The organism is Bradyrhizobium hereditatis (assembly GCF_020329435.1).
GTDB lineage: Bacteria > Pseudomonadota > Alphaproteobacteria > Rhizobiales > Xanthobacteraceae > Bradyrhizobium > Bradyrhizobium hereditatis.
Genome location: NZ_JAGKJK010000014.1, coordinates 131,469 through 155,753, shown reverse-complemented (window position 1 = coordinate 155,753; position 24,285 = coordinate 131,469). Strand labels below are relative to the sequence as shown.

The following is a 24,285-nucleotide window of genomic DNA, read 5'->3' as shown; positions in this document are numbered from 1 at the left end:
TAGCGAATAGCGAGTGGGGAAGGACGGGAGCAGCACTATTAGCTACTCCCTTGTTCGCCATTCGCCTTACGCCGCTTCAGCAGCCAGCCTCTTGCCCTTCTCGACGGCTTCTTCGATGGTGCCGACCATGTAGAAGGCTGCTTCGGGCAGGTGATCGTACTTGCCTTCGCAGAGATCGCGGAAACCCTTGATGGTGTCGGCGAGGTCGACGAACTTGCCCGGCGAGCCGGTGAAGACTTCGGCGACGTGGAACGGCTGCGACAGGAAGCGCTCGACCTTGCGGGCGCGAGCCACCGTCAGCTTGTCCTCTTCCGACAATTCGTCCATGCCGAGAATGGCGATGATATCCTGCAGCGACTTGTAGCGCTGCAGCACCTGCTGGACCATGCGCGCGGTCTGATAGTGCTCTTCACCGACGACGAGCGGGGAGAGCATGCGCGAGGTCGAATCGAGCGGGTCCACCGCCGGATAGATGCCCTTTTCCGAGATCGCGCGGCTCAGCACCGTGGTCGCGTCCAAGTGGGCGAACGAGGTGGCGGGCGCCGGGTCGGTCAAGTCGTCGGCCGGCACGTAGATCGCCTGCACCGAGGTGATCGAACCTTTCTGCGTGGTGGTGATGCGCTCCTGCAGCGCGCCCATATCGGTGGCGAGCGTCGGCTGATAACCCACCGCCGAAGGAATACGGCCGAGCAGCGCCGACACTTCGGAGCCGGCCTGCGTGAAGCGGAAGATGTTGTCGACGAAGAACAGCACGTCCTGGCCCTGGTCGCGGAAGTGCTCGGCGACGGTCAGACCGGTCAGGCCGACGCGAGCGCGGGCGCCCGGCGGTTCGTTCATCTGGCCGAACACCAGCGCGCACTTCGACTTCACGCTCGGATCGGGATTGTGCGGATCGGCGTTGACCTTGGACTCGATGAACTCGTGATAGAGGTCGTTGCCTTCACGGGTGCGCTCGCCGACGCCGGCGAACACCGAGTAACCGCCGTGGGCTTTGGCGACGTTGTTGATCAGCTCCTGAATCAGCACGGTCTTGCCGACGCCGGCGCCGCCGAACAGGCCGATCTTGCCGCCCTTGGCGTAGGGCGCGAGCAGGTCGACGACCTTGATGCCGGTGACGAGAATTTCGGCCTCGGTCGACTGGTCGGTGTAGGTCGGCGCTTCCTGGTGGATCGCGCGCTTGCCTTCGGCCTTGATCGGACCAGCTTCGTCGATTGGCTCGCCGATCACGTTCATGATGCGGCCGAGCGTGCCGTCTCCCACCGGAATTGCAATAGGCTGGCCGGTGTCGGTCACTTCCTGGCCGCGAACCAGACCTTCGGTAGCGTCCATCGCAATCGTGCGCACGGTGGACTCACCGAGGTGCTGCGCAACTTCAAGCACCAGACGGTTGTTGCCGTTCTTGGTCTCCAGCGAATTGAGAATGGCCGGCAGATGACCTTCGAACTGCACGTCGACAACGGCGCCCATGACTTGGGTGACGCGACCGATCTGATTAGCTGCTGTGGCCATGAATTGCTCTCCTTCGAAATTCTGTACTTGAACAACCGTCGGTTGGTTGGTGCGCTAGACCGCCTCGGCGCCGGAGATGATCTCGATCAACTCCTTGGTGATCTGGGCTTGACGGGTTCGGTTGTAGACCAGGGTTTGCTTGCGGATCATTTCGCCGGCGTTGCGGGTGGCGTTGTCCATCGCGCTCATCTGCGCGCCGTAGAAAGAGGCGTTGTTTTCCAGGAGCGCGCGGAAGATCTGCACCGCTAGATTGCGCGGCAGCAGCCGCGTCAGAATCTCGTCTTCTTCCGGCTCGTATTCGTAAGCGGTCGACGGACCGGCATTGGCGGCCGGCTCTTCGACCACCAGCGGAATGACCTGCTGGGCGGTCGGGATCTGCGTGACGACGGACTTGAAGCGCGAATAGAACAGCGTGCAGACGTCGAACTCGCCGGCCTCGAAGCGGACCAGCACCTTCTTGGCAATGTCTTCAGCATTGACAAAGCCGAGCTGGCGCACGCCGCGCAGATCGACATGCTCGACGATCTGCTTCTCGAAGGTACGGCGGAGCTGGTCGTAGCCTTTGCGGCCGACACAGAAAATTTTGACTTCCTTGCCCTGGTTCATCAGCGACAGCGCGCGCTCGCGAGCGAGCCGCACGATCGCCGAATTGAACGCGCCGCACAGGCCGCGTTCGCCAGTGCAGACCAGCAGCAGATGCACCTGATCCCTGCCGGTGCCGGCGAGCAGCGCCGGCGCGCCGGGCGAACCCGCCGTGGCGGCGGCAATATTGGAGATCACCGCATCCATCTTCTCGGCGTAGGGCCGCGCCGCTTCGGCGGCGGTCTGCGCGCGGCGCAGCTTGGAAGCCGCGACCATCTGCATCGCCTTGGTAATCTTCTGCGTCGCCTTGGTCGAGGCGATGCGGACCCGCATGTCTTTAAGTGAAGCCATTCTTAGTTCACCCCGGCGATCCGCCCCTCAGGCCCGACCGCAAGCCACTGTTTCGCCGGGCCCGGCCAATGCCGGGCCTTGGCGGCAATCATCAAGAAAACGTCTTGGCGTAACCTTCGACCGCGGTCTTCAGCTTGGCCGCAAGATCGTCGGAGAGATCGCGGCTCTCGCGGATGCCGTTGAGAATGTCGGCGTTCTTGCCGCGCAGCAGCGACAGGAGACCGTCCTCGAACGCGCGCACCTTATTGAGCGGCAGCGCATCGAGATAGCCGTTGGTGCCGGCCCAGATCACGCAAACCTGCTCTTCCATCTTCAGCGGCGAGAACTGCGGCTGCTTCAGGAGCTCGGTGAGACGCGAGCCGCGGTTGAGCAGGCGCTGGGTCGAGGCGTCGAGGTCGGAGCCGAACTGCGCGAAGGCCGCCATTTCGCGGTACTGCGCCAGCTCGCCCTTGATCTTGCCGGCGACCTTCTTCATCGCCTTGGTCTGCGCCGACGAACCCACGCGCGACACCGACAGACCGACGTTCACCGCGGGACGGATGCCCTGGAAGAACAGGTCGGTTTCCAGGAAGATCTGGCCGTCGGTAATCGAAATCACGTTGGTCGGAATGTAGGCCGACACGTCGTTGGCCTGGGTTTCGATGACCGGCAGCGCCGTCAACGAGCCCGCGCCCTGGCTGTCGTTGAGCTTCGCAGCGCGCTCGAGCAGGCGGGAGTGCAGGTAGAACACGTCGCCCGGATAGGCTTCGCGGCCCGGCGGGCGGCGCAGCAGGAGCGACATCTGGCGGTAGGCGACGGCCTGCTTGGAAAGGTCGTCATAGATGATCACGGCATGCATGCCGTTATCGCGGAAGTACTCGCCCATGGTGCAGCCGGTGAAGGGAGCGATGTACTGCATCGGCGCCGGATCCGAAGCGGTGGCGGCGACGACGATCGAATATTCCAGCGCGCCCTGCTCTTCGAGCACCTTGACGAACTGCGCGACGGTGGAGCGCTTCTGGCCGACCGCGACATAGACGCAGTACAGCTTGATCTTCTCGTCGTTCTGCGCGTTGAGCGGCTTCTGATTCAGAATAGTGTCGAGCGCGATCGCGGTCTTGCCGGTCTGGCGGTCGCCGATGATCAATTCGCGCTGGCCGCGACCGATCGGGATCAGCGCGTCGATCGCCTTCAGGCCGGTCGCCATCGGCTCATGCACCGACTTGCGCGGAATGATGCCGGGTGCCTTGACGTCAACGCGGCGGCGCTCAGCGCCCTGGATCGGACCCTTGCCGTCGATCGGGTTACCCAGCGCGTCGACGACGCGGCCAAGCAGGCCCTTGCCGACCGGGGTGTCCACGATGGCCCGGGTACGCTTGACGGTCTGGCCTTCCTTAATTTCACGGTCGGCGCCGAAGATCACGATACCGACGTTGTCGGTTTCGAGGTTCAGCGCCATGCCGCGGGTGCCGTTCTCGAACTCGACCATTTCACCGGCCTGGACATTGTCCAGACCGTAAACGCGGGCGATACCGTCGCCGACGGACAGCACCTGCCCGACTTCGGTGACCTCGGCCTCCTGGCCAAAATTCTTGATCTGGTCCTTGAGGATCGCGGAAATTTCCGCGGCGCGGATGTCCATCAGCCTGCCTCTTTCATCGCGTGCTTGATCGAATTGAGTTTGGTGCGAAGCGAACTATCCACCATGCGGCTGCCGAGCTTGACCACAAGACCGCCAATGATGGAGGGATCGACTTTCACGTTGAGCGCGACGTCCTTGCCCGTCACCGACGTCAGTGCGGTCTTCAGCGCGTCGAGATTCTTGTCACTGAGCTGTTCGGCGACGGTGACATCGGCGGTCACCTCGCCCTTAAACTTCGCCACCAGCGCGCGGAAGGCGCGGATCACATCGGCGACTGCGAACAGTCGGCGATTAGCGGTCAGGACCTTGAGGAATTTGGCCGAGGTGCCGGTAATTCCGGCCTTGTCGAGCACGGCGTTGAGCGCCTTGGCCTGGGCATCTGCCGAGAAGACCGGGCTGCGGACGAGGCGCTTGAGATCAGCGCTTTCGTTCAGCATGGCCTCGAATTTATCGAGATCGGCCTTTACCGCGTCGATGGATTTCTCCTCGCGGGCCAGTTCGAATAAGGCCGTAGCATAACGGCCGGACACTCCCGAAACGGACGGATCTTCAGCAGCCACAGAGTCGCTCTTTATTGCTGTCAAACTCGCAAGGGAAAAACCGTCGCCACGGGTAGCGGCGCCTAGCGATCCAAGCCCTTGGAATTCAAGCGGGACTTCGATTTTCGACCGGCACGAGAGATGCCGGGATCGTTAAAATCGCGGCTTTGCTAACATAGCGAACGCGCAGGTGCAACATGACCGCGCGATCGGGCGATGCCTTGTCGCACGTCATGTTCAGGACCGTAGGACGCTGTTTCATCGGCGATCAGTGCGCCCGAATTTTGGCTTCGCCGGCCGGCCGGTCTGCGCCGTCCTCGATCAACTGATTTTGTTCCACCCGCTTTTGCATGGCCGCTATGACCGATGACGTTCGGAACGAAACCGCCCGACGCGCTCCATTTGCCTATTACTTGCCTAAATCTATCCATTCCTGAGAATGACTGTATTCGCAAGTAATAGACAGTATTGAATTGGTTAAAGCTTGGTTAACTTCAAAGATTACGGAACATCGTCTGATTAGTTGATCGCGGTATCAAGATATGTCAGCCGCCGACAATCAGGATTTACTGCCCAATTCATGCCTCATTGCCTGACCAAACGGCACCCCTGAGCTGGGACGGGGGGTTCCATTTGTCACGTATGTGGCAATACTGTCTGAGGGACTAGTTTAATGTTGCATATCAAAAAGGTTGTGCCGGGAACTCTAACCCGGTCGCGCACGGCGTTCGCTTTGGTCGCCGCAACTCTCCTGGTCGGTGGCACCGTTTCTGAGGCCTCCGCGAAATCCAGGCATCACCGCCACCATTCCCACCACGCCAGCCACGCCCACAAGGCCAAGAGCAGCAATTGGCTGGATGCCAATGCCGCGATCGCCCCCACGGGCGGGCGCAGCTTCTCGGGCAAGGCCTCCTTCTACGGCAACGAGTCCGGCAGCAAGACCGCCTCTGGCCAGCGCTTTAACCAGAACGCCATGACCGCGGCCCATCGCTCGCTGCCGTTCGGCACCAAGCTCCGCGTCACCCATCGTGGCCAGAGCGTCATCGTCACCATCAACGACCGTGGTCCCTTCATCCGCGGTCGCGTGCTCGACCTCTCCAAGGGTGCAGCCCGTGCCATCGGCTTGACCGGCGCCGGCGTCGGCCACGTCACCGCGGAAGTTGTTTCCTAACAGCGCGCACCTCGCGCGCTGTTTTCCGGTCCATCAGATCGAGTAAGCGTTGCGTTGCGTAAACGGCCGCGGACCTTTCGTGGCCACAAGGGCCTGCCGTCGCAATGACGGCAGGCTTTTTGTTTTCGTCGCAGCCTTATTTTGGTGTCGTTCTGGCCACGACGGTGGCAGGAGGAGCGTGTTAGGTTCCGCGGGAACTCCTCACTGACGAGATCACAATCATGAGCCAGATCAAAACCGTCGAAGAACTGCGAGCCGTCCTTCCCGAGCCCCGCGAGACCACCAAGGCCAAGATACTTCCCTTCCTCGACGAGCAGGCGATCGACTTCCTGAAGACGTGTCCATTTGGGCTGATGGCCACGGCCGGTCGCGACGGACCTATCGAGGTGTCCCCCAAGGGCGACGAGCCCGGCTTTGTCCGTATCGAGGACGAAAGAACGGTGCTGCTTCCCGAAAGGGCAGGCAATAATCTCGCGTTCGGCCTGCAGAACATCCTCGAGACCGGCCGTGTGGGCATGATCTTCCTGCGCCCCCGAACCGGCGAGACGCTACGGCTGTCCGGCCGGGCCGAGATCTTCGACGATGCCGAACTGCTAGCCACGCTTGGCACGCCGGGCCGCCCGGCACTGCTCGCCATCCGGATCCATATCGAGCGATGCTATTTCCACTGCGCGCGAGCGGTGCTCCGCTCGCGGCTTTGGCAGCCGGAACACTGGCCGGAAGCCAAGCGTATCTCATTCGGAAAGGTATTTGCGGCCCAGACCGGCGGCGATGCGGATCAAGCGGCGAAAATCGATGCCTTTGTCGAGAAGGGATACACGACCAATTTGTGGTCGAATGGCTGAGGGACGGTTCCCCGATTGATAGGGGCCCGCGCTCACAAAAAGCTCTGCGGATCGACGTCGACTTCGAGCTTGAGATTGCCTTTGGGCTTCGGCCCGGCCGCGAGCCATTCGCGCAAATATTCCGACAGGTCGACGTTGCGCAGCGACTTGACCAGGATCCGGAACCGGTAGCGGCCCTTGATGACGGCGAGCGGCGCCTCGGCGGGACCCAGCACCTGGATACGCTCGTCGAGAGGGGCCACGGCGGTGAGGCGGCGTGCAAAACCTTCCGCGCTCGGCCGGTCGCCAGCGGAAATGATCAGGCTGGCGAGCCTGCCGAATGGCGGATAGCCGGTGCGCTCGCGGGACTCGATCTCGCTGGCGTAAAATGCCTCGCGGTCATTCGCGACCAGCGCCTTCATCACGGGATGTTCGGGTTGGTGGGTTTGCAGAAAGCCGACACCGCGGCCCTGCTCGCGCCCCGCGCGGCCGATCACCTGATTGAGCAATTGGAAGGTCCGCTCCGCGGCGCGCGGATCGCCATTGCCAAGACCGAGATCGGCATCGACCACGCCGACCAGATTGAGCCGCGGAAAGTTATGCCCCTTCGCCACCAGTTGGGTGCCGATGATGATATCGACGCGGCCTTCGGCGATTTCGTTGAGCTCGCTGCGCATGGTTTCGATCGAGGTGATCAAATCGCTCGACAGCACCATGGTGCGCGCGCTCGGAAACAGCGAGGCCGCCTCTTCCTGCAGGCGCTCGACGCCCGGACCGACGGCCACCAGTGATTCCTCGGCCTGGCAATGCGGGCAGATGTTGGGGCGCGGCATCGAGAAGCCGCAATGGTGGCAGACCAGCCGCTGGCGAAAGCGATGATCGACTAGCCAGGCGTCGCAGATCGTGCAGGCGAAGCGATGTCCGCAGGCTCGACACAAGGTGAGCGGCGCATAACCGCGGCGGTTGAGAAATAGCAGCGCCTGTTCACGCTTCTCGATCGCGAATTGCACCTGCTCGGCAAGCGGCGGCGAGATGAAGCGGCCGCGCGGCGGCGGCGCACGCCGCAGATCGATGGCCTCGATATGCGGCATATGCTGGCCGCCGAAGCGCGACGGCAGCGCCACGCGCTGATAGCGCCCCTTGCGCGCGTTGACCTCGGACTCGACAGAGGGCGTCGCCGACGCCAGCACGATCGGAATTTTCGCGATATGCGCGCGGACGACCGCCATGTCGCGGGCATGGTAATGCGCACCATCATCCTGCTTGTAGGCCTGGTCATGCTCTTCGTCGACGATGATCAGTCCCAGGTCCGCGTAGGGCAAGAACAGCGCCGAGCGCGCGCCGACCACGACCGGCGCTTCGCCGGCCGATATCGCGGCCCAATTGCGTTGCCGCGTGCGCGGTGTCAATTCGGAATGCCATTCGAGCGGGCGCACGCCGAAACGCTGAGCGAAGCGGTCGAGGAATTGTCCGGTCAGCGCGATCTCCGGCATCAGGATCAGCGACTGCTTGCCGCGTCGAATAACTTCGGCAATCGCCTCGAAATAGACTTCGGTCTTGCCTGAGCCGGTTACACCGTCGAGCAGCGCGACGTGGAAGGTGCCATTAGCGGCGAGCGCGCGCATCGCGTCGACTGCCGCGCGTTGCTGGCTGGAAAATTCCGGCTGCGCGAAGGCGGGATCGGGGGCCGGCGGCGCGAGCGGCGGCGGCATCGCCTCGATGGCGAGCGTCCCCTCATCGACCAGCCCGTCGACCACGCCTGAGCTGACGCCGGCCTCGCGCGCGGCTTCCGACTTGCCGTGCAAGAGGCCATCCGACAGCACCTCTATCAATCGTCGCCGCGCAGGCGTCAGGCGCCGCGGCGGCTCGCCTACCAGCCGCACGCCGAGGCGCATCCGCTCGGGCCCGAGATTTTCGCCCATGCGCAAGGTCATGCGCAGCACCATGCCGCGCGCGGACAGCGTGTAGTTGGCGACCCAGTCGACGAGGCTGCGCAGTTCCTGCTTCAGCGGCGGCACGTCGAGCTTTTCGCCGACATCCTTCAGGCGGTTGTGCAGCCGCGGATCGGGATTGGCGTTTTCCGCCCAAACCACCGCCACCACCTCGCGCGGACCAAGCGGCACGCAGACGACATCGCCCGGCTTCAATTCCATGTCGCGCGACACGCGGTAGGAATAGGTCTGATTGAGCGCAACCGGCACCAGCACATCGACGACGCGCGTCGAGGCCGATGAGCTGGTTTGGCGGGTGGAGTGGTCCATCAGGGGAATCAGGCTCGAGGTGTCCAGGGCAAGGCTAGCGCCAGCCGCGCAAGTTAGCGAACGGTAAACGAAAGAGGTGCGATATACTCGACGGGATCACCGCGTCCAAGACCGGGCAAGACAGAGGCTATGGGCAAACAAGTTCCGCTAATGATCGAGCTCGACTGCGCCGATGACGGCCTCGCGCAGGAGATGGCGCGCTGGCTTATGCAGCTGCGCGCCGAGCGGCGGCTCTCGCCGAAGACGCTCGAGGCCTATGCCCGCGATCTTCGCCAGTGCCTCACTTTCCTCGCCGAACATTGGGGCGAGAAGGTCACCTTGAGGCGGTTTGCGGCGCTGGAAGCCACCGATGTCAGGGCCTTCATGGCGATGCGCCGCGCCGATGACATCGCCGGGCGCTCGCTGATGCGGGCACTGGCGGGCCTCAGATCATTCGGCCGATATCTCGAACGTGAAGGCAAGGGCAAGGTCGGCGCGCTCTCCGCGATCCGCGCGCCCAAGGTGGCAAAGAGCCTGCCGAAGCCGATCCAGATGGCGGCTGCCAAGCGTTTTGCCGATGCCGACGAGCGCGCCGGCGAGGAACGCGAGCCCTGGATCCTGGCGCGCGACGCCGCCGTGATGGCGCTGCTTTATGGTTCGGGACTGCGCATCTCCGAGGCGCTGGGCCTGAAACGGCGCGATGTGCCGAGACCCGGCGAGGGCGACGTCCTTATCGTCACCGGTAAGGGCAACAAAACCCGCATGGTGCCGGTGCTGCAAAACGTTCTCGCCCTCATCGCCGATTACGTCGAGATGTGCCCACACTCGCTGCCGCCGGCCGGCCCGATCTTCGTCGGCGCGCGCGGCGGGCCGCTTTCCCCGCGAATCATCCAGCTCGCCATGGAGCGGCTGCGCGGCGCGCTCGGCCTGCCCGACAGCGCCACCCCGCACGCGCTGCGGCATTCTTTCGCCACCCATCTGCTCAGCCGCGGCGGCGATCTGCGCGCGATCCAGGAGCTGCTCGGCCACGCCTCGCTCTCGACGACACAAGTTTATACTGGCATCGACAGCGAGCGGCTCTTGGAAGTCTATCGCAGCGCGCATCCGCGCGGCTGAACGGCGCTTGCCGCCGACATACTCCCGTCACATCGATGGCTTCCTTAGCTAGCCTCTTGCGCTCGCATTGCGCTTCCGGCAATCGTGCGCCAGCCATTGCCAGGAGGGGAATCATGGGCGCACATGAGAGCATGGAGCATGCGGAGCACGCTGAACACGCTTCCGGCTCGAACAAGAACATCGCATTGTTGATTGCCGTGATTGCGCTGTTCCTCGCCCTGTCGGAGATGCTCGGCAAGGGCGCGCAGACCGAATCGATCAGCAAGAACGTCGAGGCTGCGAACCTCTGGTCGTTCTTCCAGGCGAAAAGCATCCGCCGTACCCAGATCCAGACTGCGGCCGAACAGGGCAAGCTCACGCTCGGCGTCACCACCGATGATGCCGCCAAGGCTGCGTTGACCAAGCAGATCGAGACCTGGGAAAAGACTGCCGCGCGCTACCGTTCCGAGCCGGAAACCGGCGAAGGAACAGAGCAGCTCGCCAAACGCGCCAAGGAAGCAGAAGCGGCGCGCGATGTGGCGACCGACAAATACCATCACTACGAATACGCATCTGCAATGTTCCAGATCGCGATCGTGCTGGCATCGGCAACCATCATCACCAGCATGATTTGGCTTGCCTGGGCGTCGGGACTGCTGATGCTGGGGGGACTCGCGATGACTGGATTCGGCTTGTTCTGGCCGCATCTGCTGCACGTGCTGCATTTGCATTGAGCGGCCGTTTCGTCGAATAATTTTTTACTGTCATGCCCCGCGAAGCACTGGAACTCCCTCTCCCGCTTGCGGGGGAGGGCTGGGGTGGGGGTGTCGCCGCGAGCCACACTCTTCGTGTGGAGAGAGCCCCCACCCGTATCGCATCTTCGATGCGATACGACCTCCCCCGCAAGCGGGAGAGGTAAGGCACTCTACCGCGCTTCGTGCACGCTCTTGCGGAAGCGTGCGATCGTCCGCAGCATGCGCGATGACCAGCCGTCGCCGTCGCCGCGCAGGATCTCACGGATGCGCTGCTTGATCGGCTTGACCAGCTCTGCCGCCTTGGCGCGCATCGCCATGATGAACTCATAGCCCCCCTTGAACCATGCCATCTGCAGAAGCTTCGCGCGCGTCACGTCGAAGATGAAAGCGGTGACGCCGACGCCGAGGAATTTGCCTAGCACGATGACGATGGCGGCGCTGCCCCAATATTCGTTCGCCAATAGCCAGAGGCCAACCAGCTTAAGCGGAAACAGCAGGATCACCGGTACCGCAAACACGATCAGCGTCATCGCCGGCGATAGCGCATCGATGCGCTCGGACAGCCATTGCTTGAAGGCGCGAAGCGGGATCGCCGCGACGATGCGCTCGACGATCGGCTCGAGATGATCCCACAGCCAGGCTTCGATCAGGAAGATGACCGCCAGCAGGACCCAGAACGGACGAAGTAGGCGGCGCACCATCGGTCGTAATCTCTAGAGCGGAATGACGTCCACTGATTGGTCGCTCCGCTCCATTTCTTCGTTCAAAGCATGTGCCGGATTCCGGTCACATATGGATGGCGCGTTTACCGGCCGCAAGTGCGGCTTCCTTGATGGCCTCCGAGCGGGTTGGGTGGGCATGACACGTGCGCGCCAGATCTTCGGCCGAGCCGCCAAACTCCATCAGAACGCAGGCTTCATGGATCATTTCGCCGGCTTCGCGGCCGATGATGTGCACGCCGAGCACGCGGTCGGTCTTCGCGTCTGCGAGAATTTTCACGAAACCATCAGTGGTCTGGTTGACCTTGGAGCGGCCGTTGGCGGTGAACGGGAATTTGCCAGACGTATAGGCAACGCCGGCCTGCTTCAGTTCTTCCTCGGTCTTGCCGACCGATGACACTTCCGGCGTGGTATATACGACGCCCGGGATAACATCGTAATTCACGTGGCCGGCCTGGCCCGCAATGATCTCGGCGCAGGCGACACCTTCGTCTTCGGCCTTGTGCGCCAGCATCGGTCCGGCCACCACGTCGCCGATCGCGTAGACGCCCTTCACAGTGGTCGAGAAATGCGAATCGATCTGCACGCGCCCGCGACTGTCGAGTGCGATGCCGGCCTCCTTGAGGCCGAGCCCTTCGGTATAAGGCACGCGGCCGACGCAAACCAGAACCACATCGGCTTCCAGCGTCTGCGCCGTTCCGCCTGCCGCGGGCTCGACGCTAACCTTCAACGCCTTGCCCGACGTATCGACGCTGGTGACCTTGGCGCCCAGCTTGAACGCAAAGCCCTGCTTCTCAAGCATGCGCTGGAATTGTTTCGCCACTTCGCCATCCATACCCGGCAGGATGCGGTCGAGGAATTCGACAACCATGACCTCTGCCCCCAGCCGGCGCCACACCGAGCCGAGTTCGAGGCCGATCACGCCGGCGCCGATGATCAGCATTCTTTCCGGCACTTTTTCCAACGAAAGCGCGCCGGTCGACGACACGATGCGCTTCTCATCAATCTCGATGCCTTTCAGCCGCGCGATATCCGAGCCGGTCGCAATAACGATGTTCTTGGTGTCAACCGTCTGGACCTTGCCGTCACCGCTGACTTCTACCTTGCCAGCACCAAGGATCTTGCCGGTCCCCTTCAGCACGTCGATCTTGTTCTTCTTCATCAGGAAGTCGACGCCCTTGACGTTGCCGTCGATGCCCTGCTGCTTGAAATTCATCATCGCCGGCAGATCGAGTTTCGGCGCGGAAATGCTGACGCCCATCTTGGCAAAGGAGTGCGCGGCCTCCTCGAACATTTCGGACGCATGCAGCAGCGCCTTCGACGGCATGCAGCCGACATTGAGACAGGTGCCGCCCAGCGTCGGATTCTTCTCGACCACGGCGACCTTCATGCCGAGTTGCGCCGCGCGCACCGCGCAGACATATCCGCCCGGGCCGGTGCCGATGACGACGAGATCGTAGGTAGCCATGATGCAGTCCTGTAACTGAGATAAGGTGTCAGGAATTACCGCCCACCCGAGACATCGAGGATGGCGCTGGTGACGTAGGAGGCCTCGTCCGAGATCAGCCAGACGATGGCGCTCGCGATTTCTTCCGCGGTGCCGACCCGCTTCATCGGCACCATATGCGCGAGCCGATGCGCTCGATCCGGCTCGCCGCCGGCCGCGTGGATTTCGGTGTCGATCAGTCCGGGCCGGATGCCGGCGACGCGGATGCCTTCCCCGGCGACTTCATAGCCAAGACCGACCGTGAAGGAATCGATCGCGCCCTTGGAGGCGGCATAGTCGACATAGGTATTGGGCGCGCCGAGCCGCGCGGCCACCGAAGAGAGATTGACGATGACGCCGCCTTTGCCGCCGTGCTTCGTCGACATGCGCTTCACCGCCTCGCGCGCGCATAAAATGCTGCCGGTGACGTTGACCGCCATCACCTGCTGGATCCGCTCGGCCGACATCTCGTCGACACGCACGCTACTCTTGCCGACAATGCCGGCATTGTTGACGAGCGCTCCGAGCGTGCCGAACTCGTCGGCTGCCTTGAACAGCGCCAGGATGTCGCTCTCATGGGCTATGTCGCATTTCACCGCGATCGCCTTGCCGTTCTTGCCTTCGATCAGCGAGACAACCTCGTCGGCCGCCGCCTTGTTGCTGGCGTAGCCGACCACGACACGATAGCCGCGTGCGGCGGCGGCGAGTGCGGTGGCGCGGCCGATGCCGCGGCTGCCGCCGGTGATCACAACAACCTTGTCCGTCACATCAGCTCCCAAAGTGAGTCCTCGCGCCGATAGAGATATCCCGATTTCGATCTTGAGGCCGGATCAGCTTTTTCCTTCACCGCTACCCGGTCTTTCCCTCGAGTGCCGCCAATCGGTCCAGCACAGACTTGTCGGTTAGACTCGCCAAGTAGAACATTATGAACGGAGTAGCGAACGGGATTAGGCACCACATAGCAAAGCCGGTGCCCTTACCCTTCCTGCGACTGATCGGGATCGCAACGAGAAAGAAAATGAAGGTGACCAGCAGGAATGGCACCATAGAAATCAGCGCATGCGAAAGCGACGGCTCCTCCATTGTCGCCTCCCTCAGAGATCCAGCACCAGCCGCGCCGGGTCTTCCAGGCTCTCCTTGACGCGGACCAGGAAGGTCACCGCTTCCTTGCCGTCGATCACGCGGTGATCATAGGACAGTGCCAGATACATCATCGGGCGCACCTCGATCTTGCCGCCGACCACCATCGGCCGCTCCTGGATCTTGTGCATGCCGAGGATACCGGATTGCGGCGCGTTCAGGATCGGCGTCGACATCAACGAGCCGTAGATGCCTCCATTGGTGATGGTGAAGGTGCCGCCCTGCATCTCGTCGATCTTGAGATGACCGTCGCGGGCGCGGCGGCCGAAATCGGCGATCGACTTTTCGATGTCGGAGATCGACTTGTGGTCGCAGTCGCGCACCACGGGCACGACCAGGCCCTTGTCGGTGCCCACGGCAATGCCGATGTGGTAGTAGTTCTTGTAGATCAGGTCAGAGCCGTCGATCTCGGCGTTGACGGCGGGAATGTCCTTTAGCGCCTGCACGCAGGCCTTGGTGAAGAAGCCCATGAAGCCGAGCTTGGTGCCGTGCTTCTTCTCGAACACGTCCTTGTATTGCGAACGCAGCGCCATGACGTTGGTCATGTCGACCTCGTTGAAGGTCGTCAGCATCGCGGCCGTGTTCTGCACGTCCTTGAGCCGCCGCGCGATAGTCTGGCGCAGCCGCGTCATTTTCACGCGCTCCTCGCGCGCAGCGTCATCAGCTGGCGACGGCGCGCGCACCTGCACGGAGGCGGCCGGCTGATTGACCGGGGTCGGCGCAGACGCCGCCTTCTCGATCGCGGCCAGCATGTCGCCCTTGGTGATGCGGCCATCCTTGCCGGAGCCGGGAACGGTGGAGGCATCGATGCCGCTTTCGGCGGAGAGCTTGCGAACCGACGGCGCCAGCGGCGCATCCGCCGCGACAGCCTTCGGGGCAGCAGGCGCGGCGGCGGGCGCAGCAGCCGGAGCAGCGGCGGCCTTGGCGGGAGCGGCAGCGGCCGGCTTGGCAGCCGCGGCAGCGCCGTCATTGATCTGGCCGAGCAGCGCGCCGACGGCGACCGTCTCGCCATCCTTGGCCGAGATTTCGCCGAGCACGCCGGCCGACGGCGCCGGCACTTCGATGGTGACCTTGTCGGTCTCGAGCTCCACCAACGGTTCGTCCACTGCTACTGCGTCACCGGTTTTCTTGAACCAGCGGCCGATGGTGGCTTCCGTCACGGACTCGCCGAGCGTCGGAACACGAATTTCAGTCATGGTATGTTTTCCTCAAGTGCTTTGGCCGTCATCGCCCGCCTTGTACGCGACTGCGCGACCGGCAGACGGTCCAGTACTCCGGAACGATCGCGTTAAAATCGGCGCGCGGCGTACTGGATGCCCCGCTCCAGTGCGCACTTGCGCACAAGGCAGGGCATGCCGAGTGACAATCAGTTCAGCGCCTCATCCAGCATCGCTTTGAGCTGCGCCTGATGCTTCGACATCAAACCGGTGGCGGTTGCCGCCGACGCCGCGCGGCCCGCGTAACGCGGACGGCGGTTCGGCGCATGGATCTGGTTCAGCACCCATTCGAGATAGGGCTCGATGAAGTGCCATGCACCCATGTTGCGCGGCTCTTCCTGGCACCAGACCACTTCGGCGTTCTTGAAACGACCCAGCTCCTGCACCAGCGCTTTGAGCGGCACCGGATAGAGCTGCTCGATGCGCAGGATATAGACGTCGTCGATGCCGCGCTTCTCGCGCTCCTCGTAGAGATCATAATAGACCTTGCCGGAGCACAGGATGACACGGCGAATCTTGGCGTCTGGCGCGAGCTTGATTTTCTCGTCGGACAGCATCTGCGCGTCATCGTACAGGATGCGGTGGAACGTCGTATCCTTGCCGAGCTCATCGAGGCGCGACACCGCGCGCTTGTGGCGCAACAGCGACTTCGGCGTCATCATGATCAGCGGCTTGCGGATCTCGCGATGGAGCTGCCGGCGCAGCACGTGAAAGTAATTTGCCGGCGTGGTCGGATAGACAACCTGCATGTTGTCCTCGGCACACATCTGCAAGTAACGCTCCAGGCGCGCCGAGGAGTGTTCCGGTCCCTGCCCTTCATAGCCGTGCGGCAACAGGCAGACGAGGCCCGACATGCGCAACCATTTGCGTTCGCCCGACGAGATGAACTGGTCGAACACGACTTGTGCGCCGTTGGCGAAATCGCCGAACTGCGCTTCCCACATCGCCAGCGCGTTGGGTTCGGCCAGCGAATAGCCGTACTCGAAGCCGAGCACTGCCTCTTCCGACAATAGCGAATTGATCACCTCGTAATGGCCCTGATCGTGGCCGAGATGGTTGAAGGGCGTATAGCGGCTCTCGTCTTCCTGGTCGATCAGCACCGAATGGCGCTGCGAGAAGGTGCCGCGCTCGGAATCCTGTCCGGACAGGCGGACGTGATGACCTTCCTGCAGCAGTGTGCAGAACGCCAGCGCCTCGCCGGTCGCCCAGTCGATGCCGACGCCATTATCGATCGCCTTGGCGCGGTTCTCCAGGAAACGCTGGATGGTGCGGTGAACCCGGAAGCCATCCGGCACCTTCGTGATCTTGCGTCCGATGTCCTTAAGGACACTGACATCGACGCCGGTGACGCCGCGTCGTGCATCCTCTTCCTGGTCGGCGACCTTGAAGCCGGCCCATTTGCCGTCGAGCCAGTCGGCCTTGTTGGGCTTGTAGCCGGAGCCCGCCTCGAGTTCGGCATCGAGCCGCGCCCGCCAGTCGGCCTTGGCCTTCTCGACCTCACCCTCGGTCAGCACGCCCTCGGCGACAAGGCGCTTGGCGTAGAGCTCAAGCGTCGAGGGATGCGAGGCGATGCGCTTGTACATCACCGGCTGGGTGAACGCCGGCTCGTCGCCCTCGTTGTGGCCGTGCCTGCGATAGCAGAACATGTCGATCACAACAGGCTTGTGGAATTTCTGCCGGAACTCGATTGCGACCTTGGCCGCGAACACCACCGCTTCCGGATCGTCGCCGTTCACGTGGAAGATCGGCGCATCGATCATCTTCGCGACGTCAGACGGATACGGCGAGGAGCGCGAGTAGCGCGGATAGGTCGTGAAGCCGATCTGGTTATTGACGATGAAGTGCAGCGAACCGCCAGTGCGGTAACCCTTCAGGTCCGACAGGCTGAAGCATTCCGCCACTACGCCCTGGCCGGCGAACGCGGCGTCGCCGTGCAACAGCAACGGCAGGACGGAGATGCGCATGTCGGGCGGATCACCGTGCTGGTCCTGCTTGGCGCGCACCTTGCCGAGCACAACCGGATCGACGATTTCCAGATGCGACGGATTGGCTGTCAGCGACAAATGGATCTTGTTGCCGTCGAACTCGCGGTCGGAGGACGCGCCCAGGTGATACTTGACGTCGCCGGAGCCTTCGACGTCCTCGGGGTTGGCGGAGCCGCCCTTGAACTCGTGGAACAGCGCGCGGTGCGACTTGCCCATCACCTGGGTCAGCACGTTCAGGCGGCCGCGATGCGGCATGCCGAGCACGATTTCCTTCACGCCGAGATTGCCGCCGCGCTTGATGATCTGCTCGAGCGCCGGGATCAGCGATTCGCCGCCGTCGAGGCCGAAACGCTTGGTGCCGGTAAATTTGAGATCACAGAACTTCTCGAAGCCTTCGGCCTCGATCAGCTTGTTGAGAATCGCGCGGCGCCCTTCCGGCGTAAAACTGATCTCCTTGTCCGGACCCTCGATGCGCTCCTGAATCCAGGCCTTCTGCGCCGCGTTGGAGATATGCATGAACTCGACGCCGAGCGTCTGGCAATAGGTGCGCTCGCAGATCGCGACGATCTCGCGCAACGTGCCGTATTCGAGGCCGAGCACGTGGTCGAGGAAGATCTTGCGATCGAAGTCGGCCTCGGTGAAGCCGTAGGTGCGCGGATCGAGCTCCTCGCGATCGCGCGGCGCCTCGATGCCGAGCGGATCAAGCTTGGCGTGGAAATGACCGCGCATGCGGTAGGCGCGGATCAGCATCAAAGCGCGGACGGAATCGCGCGTTGCCTGGTTGACGTCGGCGGGCGACAGTTCGGCACCCTTGACCTGGGCCTTGGCGGCGAGCTTGGCGCCGACCGCCTTCTCGACCTGCGCCCAGTTGCCGTCCAACGCCGAGGTCAGATCATCCTGCGGCGTGAGCGGCCAGTTGTTACGACCCCAGGAGGGGCCTTCGGCGTTTTTCCGGACGTCGGCCGGGGTGTCTTTCAGGCTCTTGAAGAATTCCTGCCATTCGCCGTCGACCGAGCCGGGGTCCTGGTCGTAGCGGGCGTAGAGCTCGTCGATATAGGTGGCGTTGGTGCCCTGCAAAAAGGAGGAGAGGGCAAAAGCTGCGTTCGCGTCCTGGCGAGACATGTCGGAGTCCTGGTAATTGTCGCTTTGCGCGTGGAAACGGCGCTTTAGCCGGTCCGGGAGGCCCGAACCAGCTCGGTAAAGATGCTTTACCCTATTTAGGACGGATATTCCCGCCTAAAAGAACTAAGGACTGAATCAGGATTTCAATTTTTTGGCAAGGGTGTGCCCGAGCCTTGCCGGGGACGGCGAGACAGTAATTCCGGCAGCTTCCATGGCCGCCGTCTTTGACCCGGCATCACCTTTGCCGCCGGAAATGATCGCACCGGCATGGCCCATGCGGCGGCCGGGAGGGGCGGTGACGCCGGCGATGAAGCCGACCATCGGCTTTTTGCGGCCACGCTTGGCCTCATCCTTAATGAACTGGGCGGCATCCTCCTCGGCCGTGCCGCCGATTTCACCGATCATGATGATCGAGGTCGTCTTCTCATCCCTGAGGAACATCTCGAGCACGTCGATAAATTCGGTGCCCTTCACCGGGTCGCCGCCGATGCCGACCGCGGTGGTCTGGCCGAGACCTTCCTGCGTGGTCTGGAACACCGCCTCATAGGTCAACGTGCCCGAGCGCGAAACGATCCCGACGCTGCCCGGCTTGAAGATGTTGGCAGGCATGATGCCGATCTTGCATTCGCCCGCGGTCATCACGCCCGGGCAGTTCGGCCCGATCAGCCGCGACTTGGAGCCTGACAGCGAACGCTTCACGCGTACCATGTCGAGCACCGGAATACCCTCGGTGATGCAGACGATCAGCGGAATCTCGGCATCAATCGCTTCGCAGATCGCGTCCGCCGCGCCCGGCGGCGGCACGTAGATCACGGAAGCATCCGCGCCGGTCTTCTCGCGCGCCTCGCGGACCGTGTCGAACACCGGCAGACCGAGATGCATCGAGCCGCCCTTACCCGGCGAGGTGCCGCCGACCATCTTGGTGCCGTAAGCGATTGCAGCTTCCGAATGGAATGTGCCGTTCTTACCGGTGAAACCCTGGCAGATGACTTTGGTATTGTTGTCGATCAGAACGGACATGATTGAGCACGCTTTCGTGGGTGACCGGGAACGATGGGGTTAGTGAATCCGCCGGTAGACGCCGGTGAGCACGTCGGCCCATCCTTCGGCGTCAGGCGAGAACTGGATCTTCATGGTGTAGTGGTCGTCGTCGACGACTTCGTAGACGTGGCGCGCGTTGCCGCGCAGCGAGCCGCGCACCAGGGTGAGCTTGTTGCCGACCCAGGCGCCGGACGCCGGCGACGGCGGGTAGTAGCCGAGCGAGTCGTGCCAGAACAATTTGTAGGTCCGGTCGTCGCGGTCGTAGGTGAACACGCCGTGGGCCGCGAAAGTTTCCTTGCCGTCGCGCATCTGGCGACTGTCCTGGATCAGATAGAAGCCGTTGAGATCCATGCGCGCGACCACCTGGGAGGTTGCGGGACCGCCCGCGTTCCAGCGCGACGGATAGACCATTTCCTCGCCGGCCCACTCACCCGCGAAAACCGCGAGCTTGCGGTGTTCTTCCAGCGGCGTCGGTGCGTCGAGATGGTCGGGCATTGCTAGCCTCCCTTGACGGCTTTCACGATCTTCTGTGCGGCGTCGTCGAGATTGTCGGCCGGCACCACGTTGAGGCCGCTTTCGCGGATGATCTTCTTGCCGGCATCGACATTGGTGCCTTCGAGCCGAACCACCAGCGGCACCTTGAGGCCGACCTCCTTCACTGCCGCGACCACGCCGTCGGCGATGATATCGCACTTCATGATGCCGCCGAAGATGTTGACCAGGATACCCTTCACATTGGGGTCGGCGGTGATGATCTTGAACGCCGCTGCGACCTTCTCCTTGCTGGCGCCGCCGCCGACGTCGAGGAAGTTGGCGGGCTCCATGCCGTAGAGCTTGATGATGTCCATCGTCGCCATGGCAAGGCCGGCGCCGTTGACCATGCAGCCGATGGTGCCGTCGAGCGCGACGTAGTTGAGATCGTATTTCGACGCCTCGATTTCCTTGGCGTCTTCTTCGGTCTCGTCGCGCAGCGCGGCGACTTCGGGGTGGCGGAACAGCGCGTTGTCGTCGAACGACACCTTGGCATCGAGCACGCGGAGCTGGCCCTGCTTGGTGACAACGAGCGGGTTGATCTCCAGCATCGCCATGTCCTTGGCGGTGAAGGCGTTGTAAAGCTGCACCACCAGCTTTTCCGCCTGCTTGGCGAGATCGCCGGAGAGATTCAGCGCCTTGGCGACGGTGCGGCCGTGATGAGCCATGATGCCGGTGGCCGGATCGACCGAGAAGGTGACGATCTTCTCGGGCGTGTTGTGCGCAACCTCTTCGATATTGACGCCGCCTTCGGTCGAGACAACGAACGAGACTTGGCTGGTTTCGCGGTTGACCAGGATCGAGAGGTAGAACTCCTTGTCGATGTCGGAGCCTTCCTCGATGTAGAGCCGATTGACCTGCTTACCTTGCGCGCCGGTCTGCACAGTGACCAACGTTGCACCGAGCATCTGCTTGGCGAATTCGCTGACCTCGGCGACGGACTTGGCGATGCGGACACCGCCCTTCTCGCCGGCGGAAGCTTCCTTGAACTTGCCCTTGCCGCGGCCGCCGGCGTGGATCTGGCTCTTCACCACCCAGATCGGGCCGGGGAGTTGCTTGGCGGCCGCCTCAGAATCCGAGGCCTTCAACACAGGCACGCCGCGCGAAATCGGCACGCCGAATTCATGCAGCAGAGCCTTGGCCTGGTATTCATGGATATTCATCTGGACGCTCCCCAAAACCCGTAGCGGCGAATTCTACAGCTTCACCGGCATTGGTAGTTGGCATACCATATACCAATAGAACTGCAACCCTGAAAACGTTTTCGCCCCACGAAGGGGCGAAAGCTGAGCAAAATCAACGACCGAGCAGATCGGGCGCGATCTTCTTGCAGGCGTCGACCAAGCCCTGGACTGCACCGACCGACTTGTCGAAGGCTTCGCGATCCTTGCCGGCCAGCTCGATCTCGACGACGCGCTCGACCCCCTTGGACCCGATCACGACGGGAACGCCGACATACATGTCCTTCACGCTATATTCGCCATTGAGATAGGCAGCGCAGGGCAGCACGCGCTTCTTGTCCTTCAGGTAGCTCTCGGCCATCGCGATGGCGGAGGCGGCCGGCGCGTAGAAGGCCGAGCCGGTCTTCAGCAGGTTGACGATCTCGGCGCCGCCGTTGCGGGTGCGGTCGACGATCTCGTCGATGCGGGCTTGCGAGGTCCAGCCCATCTTGACGAGGTCGGGGAGCGGAATGCCGGCAACCGTGGAGTAGCGCACCAAGGGCACCATGGTGTCGCCGTGGCCGCCGAGCACGAAGGCGGTAACGTCTTCGACCGAGACGTTGAACTCATCGGCCAGGAAGTAGCGGAAGCGCGCGGAGTCGAGCACGCCGGCCATGCCGACCACCTTCTTGTGCGGCAGGCCCGAAGCCTTCTGCAGCGCCCAAACCATCGCATCCAGCGGGTTAGTGATGCAGATGACGAAGGAATCCGGGGCATACTTCTTGATGCCGGCGCCGACCTGCTCCATCACTTTTAGATTGATGCTCAGAAGGTCGTCGCGGCTCATGCCGGGCTTGCGCGGCACACCGGCGGTGACGATGCAGACCTTGGCGCCGTCGAGCGCCTCATAGGAATTGGCGCCGGTGAGATTGGCGTCGAAACCGTCGACAGGGGAGGACTGCGCGATATCGAGCGCCTTACCCTGCGGCACGCCCTCCGCAATATCGAACATCACGACGTCGCCGAGCTCCTTCAGGCCGATGAGGTGAGCCAGCGTTCCGCCGATCTGACCGGAGCCAATCAAAGCAATCTTGTCGCGCGCCATGGGAAATTTGTCCTTCTGAGACGAAGAGTGAGAGGGTGGGTTAATCAGCCGGATGGCTGGTTATCGCTTTCGATTGACCGGTTCAAGCCGGGGCGCGCCCTATTCTAAGGCCCTGCCTCGAATTCGGTCAGGTATGCCAGGACTCCTCCCCCACCGTCATTGCGATGAAGCGGAGCTGAAGCATGGATTGCTTCGCTGCGCTCGCAATGACAGGCTGAGAGCCCGCGACGGGACTACGTCTCCACCAGCCCCGTGCTCGACCCGCTGGCCGCGGAATCCTTCCGGCCATGTGGCAGGGCCAGGTAAGACTCGGAACTCATCTCGATCAGGCGCGATGCGGTCCGCTTGAACTCCATGGCCTCGACACCATCGGTCGCCAGGTACAGCGACACCGGATCGGCTTCGGCCGACGCCATCAGCTTCACGGCATTGTCGTAGAGGGTGTCGATCAGCGAAATGAACCGCTTGGCGGCGTTGCGCTCGGGATAGCCCATCACCGGAATGCGGTCGATCAGGATGGTGTGATAATCATGCGCCAGCCGCAGATAGTCCGAGGCCGCGAGCGGTTTTTCGCAGATATCGGCAAAGGAAAACCGCGCCACCCCGTGCGCCGAACAGGGCACGCGCAGAATGCGGCCCTTGATCGAGATATCGCGCGGCTTGCAGGGCGCGTTGCCGGTCATCTTGCGCCAGGCGCCGTCGAGCGCCGCGCCGGCTTCATCATCCGGCGGCACCAGCCACATCTTCACGCCGGTGAGTTTTTCCAGCCGGAAATCGGTGCGTGCGTCGAGCCGCAGCACGTCCATGCGACTTTCGATCTGGCTGATGAAGGGCAGGAACAGCGCGCGGTTGAGACCGCCCTTGTAAAGGTCTTCGGGCGCAACGTTCGAGGTCGCCACAACCACGGTGCCGAGTTCGAACAGCTTTGAGAAAAGCCGACCGAGGATCATGGCGTCGGCAATGTCGGTGACGTGAAATTCGTCGAAGCACAGCAGCCACGCCTCGTCGAAGATGGCGTTCGCAGTCAGTTCGATCACGTCGCCGTCCGGGATTTCACCGCGCGCGATGTTCTGGCGATAGGCGTAGATCTTCTCATGCGCCTCGGCCATGAACTCGTGGAAATGGGCGCGGCGCTTGTGCTGGACCGGTGAGTGCTGAAAGAACAGATCCATCAGCATGGTCTTGCCGCGGCCGACCTCGCCATAAACGTAAAGACCGCGCGGCGGCGCCTCGCTTTTGTCGCCGAACAGTCGGCCGAGCAGGCTGAGCTTGCGCGCGGGCTTGTAGCTCGACAGCCGCTCCTCAAGCGCGGCAAACGCCTCGGCGGCGTCCGCTTGCGCGGGATCAGCTTCGATCGCTCCGGAGGAAACCAGCGCCTGATACTGTGCGCGGAACGAGGTAGGGTCGGTCGACAGCATGGCCCTCTTTCGGCCTTAAGCGCACGAAAATTGCAACCCGTGAATTGGTGTTGGGGGTATGCAAGTGGCTCGACCTGGAGACGCGCAGACGAGGTATTCAGTACACCACTGATACGTGACCCATCCGGCCCTTGCCCTCACGCGCTCAGCGCGTAGGAATCCTCGACCACGTAAGGCCCGCCGCCGGTGGAGGCGCGGGAGGAGAACAGGACGAACCGCGAAGCCCAGAACGTGCGGCTCGGAAAATAGCCCCGCACCGATAGATAATCGGCAACGTCCTGGCTTGAAGCGTCGTGCAGCCGCGCCAGCGTCACATGAGGGATGAATTTTCGCCCCTCCGGATCAAGCCCGAGCCGCTGCATCAGCCGTTCGAGTTCGGCCTGCAGTTCGATGAGCGGCCGGCTTGGCTCGACGGAAGCGACCACCGCGCGCGGTTTTTTGCCGCCAAAACTCTGCAGGCCCTGCACCTTGACTTCGAACGGCTTGCGATTGACCCGAAACAGCATCGAGGCGATTTCATTCGCCGAGGCGCCATCGATGTCGCCGATGAAGCGCAAGGTGACGTGGTAATTTTCTGGATCGATCCAGCGCGCGCCAGGAAGGCCGCCACGCAAACTAGAAAGGCTCTGGCCGATATCGGCCGGGATTTCTAGTCCAGCAAACAAACGCGGCAT

General features: G+C 62.7%; 21 protein-coding genes. 4 read left to right on the top strand and 17 right to left on the bottom strand.

From position 1 onward, the window contains the following. Positions 1-66: 66 nt before the first annotated feature. From atpD to J6524_RS28745, 4 genes are all read right to left on the bottom strand, one after another. Positions 67-1,509, bottom strand: a complete 1,443-nt coding sequence (gene atpD / locus J6524_RS28760) for a F0F1 ATP synthase subunit beta (RefSeq protein ID WP_225676910.1) — start codon at positions 1,507-1,509, stop codon at positions 67-69. A 54-nt stretch (positions 1,510-1,563) separates the two neighbouring features. Further along, positions 1,564-2,442 (bottom strand): F0F1 ATP synthase subunit gamma, encoded by an 879-nt coding sequence (locus tag J6524_RS28755; protein WP_225676908.1) that lies wholly within the window; start codon positions 2,440-2,442, stop codon positions 1,564-1,566. 91 nt (positions 2,443-2,533) lie between these two features. After that, on the bottom strand, positions 2,534-4,063 hold the full coding sequence (gene atpA / locus J6524_RS28750) for a F0F1 ATP synthase subunit alpha (protein ID WP_225676905.1): 1,530 nt from the start codon (positions 4,061-4,063) through the stop codon (positions 2,534-2,536). Further along, positions 4,063-4,623, bottom strand: a complete 561-nt coding sequence (locus tag J6524_RS28745) for a F0F1 ATP synthase subunit delta (RefSeq protein WP_225676903.1) — start codon at positions 4,621-4,623, stop codon at positions 4,063-4,065. Before J6524_RS28745 ends, atpA begins: the two co-directional genes overlap by 1 nt. A gap of 652 nt (positions 4,624-5,275) precedes the next feature. Between J6524_RS28745 and J6524_RS28740 the strand changes: the two genes are divergently transcribed. After that, a complete protein-coding gene (locus J6524_RS28740) occupies positions 5,276-5,773 on the top strand; it encodes a septal ring lytic transglycosylase RlpA family protein (protein WP_225676901.1) in 498 nt (165 codons plus the stop codon). 221 nt (positions 5,774-5,994) lie between these two features. Beyond that, on the top strand, positions 5,995-6,618 hold the full coding sequence (locus J6524_RS28735) for an MSMEG_1061 family FMN-dependent PPOX-type flavoprotein (RefSeq protein ID WP_225676899.1): 624 nt from the start codon (positions 5,995-5,997) through the stop codon (positions 6,616-6,618). A gap of 32 nt (positions 6,619-6,650) precedes the next feature. Here J6524_RS28735 and J6524_RS28730 read toward each other — a convergent pair whose 3' ends face one another. Then, positions 6,651-8,858 carry a primosomal protein N' gene (locus tag J6524_RS28730; protein ID WP_225676897.1) on the bottom strand — a complete coding sequence of 736 codons (2,208 nt, stop codon included), beginning with the start codon at positions 8,856-8,858 and terminating at the stop codon, positions 6,651-6,653. A 129-nt stretch (positions 8,859-8,987) separates the two neighbouring features. Here J6524_RS28730 and J6524_RS28725 point away from each other — a divergent pair, with 129 nt between their 5' ends. Then, the gene (locus J6524_RS28725; protein ID WP_225676895.1) at positions 8,988-9,953 is read left to right on the top strand and encodes a tyrosine recombinase XerC; all 966 of its coding nucleotides are present in this window, start codon (positions 8,988-8,990) and stop codon (positions 9,951-9,953) included. A gap of 113 nt (positions 9,954-10,066) precedes the next feature. Next, positions 10,067-10,666 (top strand): DUF4337 domain-containing protein, encoded by a 600-nt coding sequence (locus J6524_RS28720; protein ID WP_225676893.1) that lies wholly within the window; start codon positions 10,067-10,069, stop codon positions 10,664-10,666. 191 nt (positions 10,667-10,857) lie between these two features. On the opposite strand, the gene J6524_RS28715 is transcribed toward J6524_RS28720, so the two are convergent. The 12 genes from J6524_RS28715 to thpR form a co-directional block, all read right to left on the bottom strand. After that, the gene (locus tag J6524_RS28715) at positions 10,858-11,388 is read right to left on the bottom strand and encodes a hypothetical protein (RefSeq protein WP_225676891.1); all 531 of its coding nucleotides are present in this window, start codon (positions 11,386-11,388) and stop codon (positions 10,858-10,860) included. 85 nt (positions 11,389-11,473) lie between these two features. Next, positions 11,474-12,874, bottom strand: coding sequence for a dihydrolipoyl dehydrogenase (lpdA, locus tag J6524_RS28710; protein WP_225676889.1), 1,401 nt, complete (start codon positions 12,872-12,874; stop codon positions 11,474-11,476). Between the two features lie 35 nt (positions 12,875-12,909). Continuing rightward, positions 12,910-13,659 carry an SDR family oxidoreductase gene (locus J6524_RS28705; RefSeq protein ID WP_225676887.1) on the bottom strand — a complete coding sequence of 250 codons (750 nt, stop codon included), beginning with the start codon at positions 13,657-13,659 and terminating at the stop codon, positions 12,910-12,912. An 82-nt stretch (positions 13,660-13,741) separates the two neighbouring features. Continuing rightward, a complete protein-coding gene (locus J6524_RS28700) occupies positions 13,742-13,975 on the bottom strand; it encodes a hypothetical protein (RefSeq protein WP_225676885.1) in 234 nt (77 codons plus the stop codon). Between the two features lie 11 nt (positions 13,976-13,986). Then, positions 13,987-15,228 carry a 2-oxoglutarate dehydrogenase complex dihydrolipoyllysine-residue succinyltransferase gene (odhB, locus tag J6524_RS28695; RefSeq protein ID WP_225676883.1) on the bottom strand — a complete coding sequence of 414 codons (1,242 nt, stop codon included), beginning with the start codon at positions 15,226-15,228 and terminating at the stop codon, positions 13,987-13,989. Positions 15,229-15,398: 170 nt separating this feature from the next. After that, on the bottom strand, positions 15,399-18,356 hold the full coding sequence (locus J6524_RS28690; RefSeq protein WP_225676881.1) for a 2-oxoglutarate dehydrogenase E1 component: 2,958 nt from the start codon (positions 18,354-18,356) through the stop codon (positions 15,399-15,401). 135 nt (positions 18,357-18,491) lie between these two features. Beyond that, on the bottom strand, positions 18,492-19,376 hold the full coding sequence (gene sucD, locus J6524_RS28685; protein ID WP_225676879.1) for a succinate--CoA ligase subunit alpha: 885 nt from the start codon (positions 19,374-19,376) through the stop codon (positions 18,492-18,494). Positions 19,377-19,415: 39 nt separating this feature from the next. Beyond that, positions 19,416-19,892 (bottom strand): DUF1579 family protein, encoded by a 477-nt coding sequence (locus J6524_RS28680; RefSeq protein ID WP_225676877.1) that lies wholly within the window; start codon positions 19,890-19,892, stop codon positions 19,416-19,418. 2 nt (positions 19,893-19,894) lie between these two features. Next, positions 19,895-21,091: an ADP-forming succinate--CoA ligase subunit beta gene (gene sucC, locus J6524_RS28675; protein WP_225676876.1), complete on the bottom strand. Its 1,197-nt coding sequence runs from the start codon at positions 21,089-21,091 to the stop codon at positions 19,895-19,897. Between the two features lie 133 nt (positions 21,092-21,224). Further along, positions 21,225-22,193 carry a malate dehydrogenase gene (gene mdh, locus J6524_RS28670; protein ID WP_225676873.1) on the bottom strand — a complete coding sequence of 323 codons (969 nt, stop codon included), beginning with the start codon at positions 22,191-22,193 and terminating at the stop codon, positions 21,225-21,227. A 233-nt stretch (positions 22,194-22,426) separates the two neighbouring features. Continuing rightward, a complete protein-coding gene (gene zapE, locus J6524_RS28665; RefSeq protein ID WP_225676870.1) occupies positions 22,427-23,611 on the bottom strand; it encodes a cell division protein ZapE in 1,185 nt (394 codons plus the stop codon). Positions 23,612-23,748: 137 nt separating this feature from the next. Then, the gene (thpR, locus tag J6524_RS28660; protein ID WP_225676869.1) at positions 23,749-24,285 is read right to left on the bottom strand and encodes an RNA 2',3'-cyclic phosphodiesterase; all 537 of its coding nucleotides are present in this window, start codon (positions 24,283-24,285) and stop codon (positions 23,749-23,751) included.

What these genes read in the sequence shown, in the direction of transcription:
- atpD (WP_225676910.1), bottom strand. Translation starts at nt 1,509, where the DNA reads ATGGCCACAGCAGCTAATCAGATCGGTCGCGTCACCCAAGTCATGGGC.
- J6524_RS28755 (WP_225676908.1), bottom strand. Translation starts at nt 2,442, where the DNA reads ATGGCTTCACTTAAAGACATGCGGGTCCGCATCGCCTCGACCAAGGCG.
- atpA (WP_225676905.1), bottom strand. Translation starts at nt 4,063, where the DNA reads ATGGACATCCGCGCCGCGGAAATTTCCGCGATCCTCAAGGACCAGATC.
- J6524_RS28740 (WP_225676901.1), top strand. Translation starts at nt 5,276, where the DNA reads ATGTTGCATATCAAAAAGGTTGTGCCGGGAACTCTAACCCGGTCGCGC.
- J6524_RS28735 (WP_225676899.1), top strand. Translation starts at nt 5,995, where the DNA reads ATGAGCCAGATCAAAACCGTCGAAGAACTGCGAGCCGTCCTTCCCGAG.
- J6524_RS28730 (WP_225676897.1), bottom strand. Translation starts at nt 8,858, where the DNA reads ATGGACCACTCCACCCGCCAAACCAGCTCATCGGCCTCGACGCGCGTC.
- J6524_RS28725 (WP_225676895.1), top strand. Translation starts at nt 8,988, where the DNA reads ATGGGCAAACAAGTTCCGCTAATGATCGAGCTCGACTGCGCCGATGAC.
- J6524_RS28720 (WP_225676893.1), top strand. Translation starts at nt 10,067, where the DNA reads ATGGGCGCACATGAGAGCATGGAGCATGCGGAGCACGCTGAACACGCT.
- J6524_RS28715 (WP_225676891.1), bottom strand. Translation starts at nt 11,388, where the DNA reads ATGGTGCGCCGCCTACTTCGTCCGTTCTGGGTCCTGCTGGCGGTCATC.
- lpdA (WP_225676889.1), bottom strand. Translation starts at nt 12,874, where the DNA reads ATGGCTACCTACGATCTCGTCGTCATCGGCACCGGCCCGGGCGGATAT.
- J6524_RS28700 (WP_225676885.1), bottom strand. Translation starts at nt 13,975, where the DNA reads ATGGAGGAGCCGTCGCTTTCGCATGCGCTGATTTCTATGGTGCCATTC.
- odhB (WP_225676883.1), bottom strand. Translation starts at nt 15,228, where the DNA reads ATGACTGAAATTCGTGTTCCGACGCTCGGCGAGTCCGTGACGGAAGCC.
- J6524_RS28690 (WP_225676881.1), bottom strand. Translation starts at nt 18,356, where the DNA reads ATGTCTCGCCAGGACGCGAACGCAGCTTTTGCCCTCTCCTCCTTTTTG.
- sucD (WP_225676879.1), bottom strand. Translation starts at nt 19,376, where the DNA reads ATGTCCGTTCTGATCGACAACAATACCAAAGTCATCTGCCAGGGTTTC.
- J6524_RS28680 (WP_225676877.1), bottom strand. Translation starts at nt 19,892, where the DNA reads ATGCCCGACCATCTCGACGCACCGACGCCGCTGGAAGAACACCGCAAG.
- sucC (WP_225676876.1), bottom strand. Translation starts at nt 21,091, where the DNA reads ATGAATATCCATGAATACCAGGCCAAGGCTCTGCTGCATGAATTCGGC.
- mdh (WP_225676873.1), bottom strand. Translation starts at nt 22,193, where the DNA reads ATGGCGCGCGACAAGATTGCTTTGATTGGCTCCGGTCAGATCGGCGGA.
- zapE (WP_225676870.1), bottom strand. Translation starts at nt 23,611, where the DNA reads ATGCTGTCGACCGACCCTACCTCGTTCCGCGCACAGTATCAGGCGCTG.
- thpR (WP_225676869.1), bottom strand. Translation starts at nt 24,285, where the DNA reads ATGCCGCGTTTGTTTGCTGGACTAGAAATCCCGGCCGATATCGGCCAG.